The following is a 1148-nucleotide window of genomic DNA, read 5'->3' on the forward strand; positions in this document are numbered from 1 at the left end:
CCCTCGTCGTGTGCGCGGGGTCTCGCCTTTCGCCGAATGCATGAGTGGCGCCCGGATGCATGACCGTTCGGGCGCTGGACATCCTGCGTTCGTGCAATCCTCATGCATCCGGGGGCGGGCCGGGTGGTCCGGGACTGCACAGCCGTGGTTTGAGAAACGTGATTCCACGGATTGCGCTCCGGCGTGCGAGAGCAATGGTCACGTGCATCCAGGATGAGACGATGATCGACGTCGGCTCCGTCCTCGGGCACTTCGGAGGGGTCGCGCGCGGCACCCGACTTCAGGCGTTCGGCTGCTCGCGTTCGCGGCTGGGCGTCGAGTGCAGGGCCGGACGTATCGTTCGGGTGCGGCCCGGGGTTTTCGCGTCGGTTGACGCCGCACCGGAAGTGGTCTCGGCAGCAGCGCACGGTGGCGCCCTCACGTGCGGTGGAGCTTTGCGCGCTCGAGAAGTGTGGACGCTCGAGATGCCGAAAGAGGTGCACGTGTGGATGGGTCTCGGTGGTCGACGTCATCATCCGGAGCGGTGCGGCTGCGTCGCCCACTTCACCCCAGGACGTATGGATATCGGAATCGCTCCGATCGATGTCGCGCTTCTGCACGCATTCGCCTGCTATGGCGAGGAGTTCTTCTTCGCTGCATTCGAGTCGGCATGGAACAAGCGGATGCTTACAGCCGCGGCACGCGCGAGGGTCCGGGCGGCTCTTCCTGCTTCCGCGCGCTGGCTCGTCGATCTTGCGCGGCCCGATGCGGAGAGCGGCTTGGAATCGCTGGTACGGCTGAGGCTCCACCTCATCGGAGTCGAGGTGCGAACGCAGGTCGCAGTCGCAGGAGTCGGACGAGTCGACTTCGTCATCGAGGGGCGGGTGATTCTGGAAGCTGACGGTCGGGAGAACCACGACGGACCGAGTCAGCGTCACCGGGATCTCATGCGCGATGCCGCGGCATCACGCCTCGGGTTCGAGACGCTTCGCTTCGACTACGCGATGATCCTGCACACCTGGGATGTGGTTGTGGCGGCCGTGATGGCAGCACTCGGCCGTGCGCGGGTCTGACCCGCACCATCCGCATGAGTTCTTGCCAGATGCATGAATGTTCCTGTTGGGTTCTCATGCACCCGGAACACGGTCATGCATTTGTGGACTGGAAAC

General features: G+C 64.7%; 1 protein-coding gene. It reads left to right on the forward strand.

Annotation, left to right across the window (positions count from 1 at the left end):
* Positions 1-557: 557 nt before the first annotated feature.
* A complete protein-coding gene (locus tag ACNPM4_RS07200; RefSeq protein ID WP_258133898.1) occupies positions 558-1052 on the forward strand; it encodes an endonuclease domain-containing protein in 495 nt (164 codons plus the stop codon).
* Positions 1053-1148 lie beyond the last annotated feature (96 nt).

It is taken from the genome of Microbacterium umsixpiens, from assembly GCF_053543675.1.

Bases quoted from the DNA above. Each gene is read 5' to 3' on its own strand.
- ACNPM4_RS07200 (WP_258133898.1), top strand. From the start codon at position 558: ATGGATATCGGAATCGCTCCGATCGATGTCGCGCTTCTGCACGCATTC.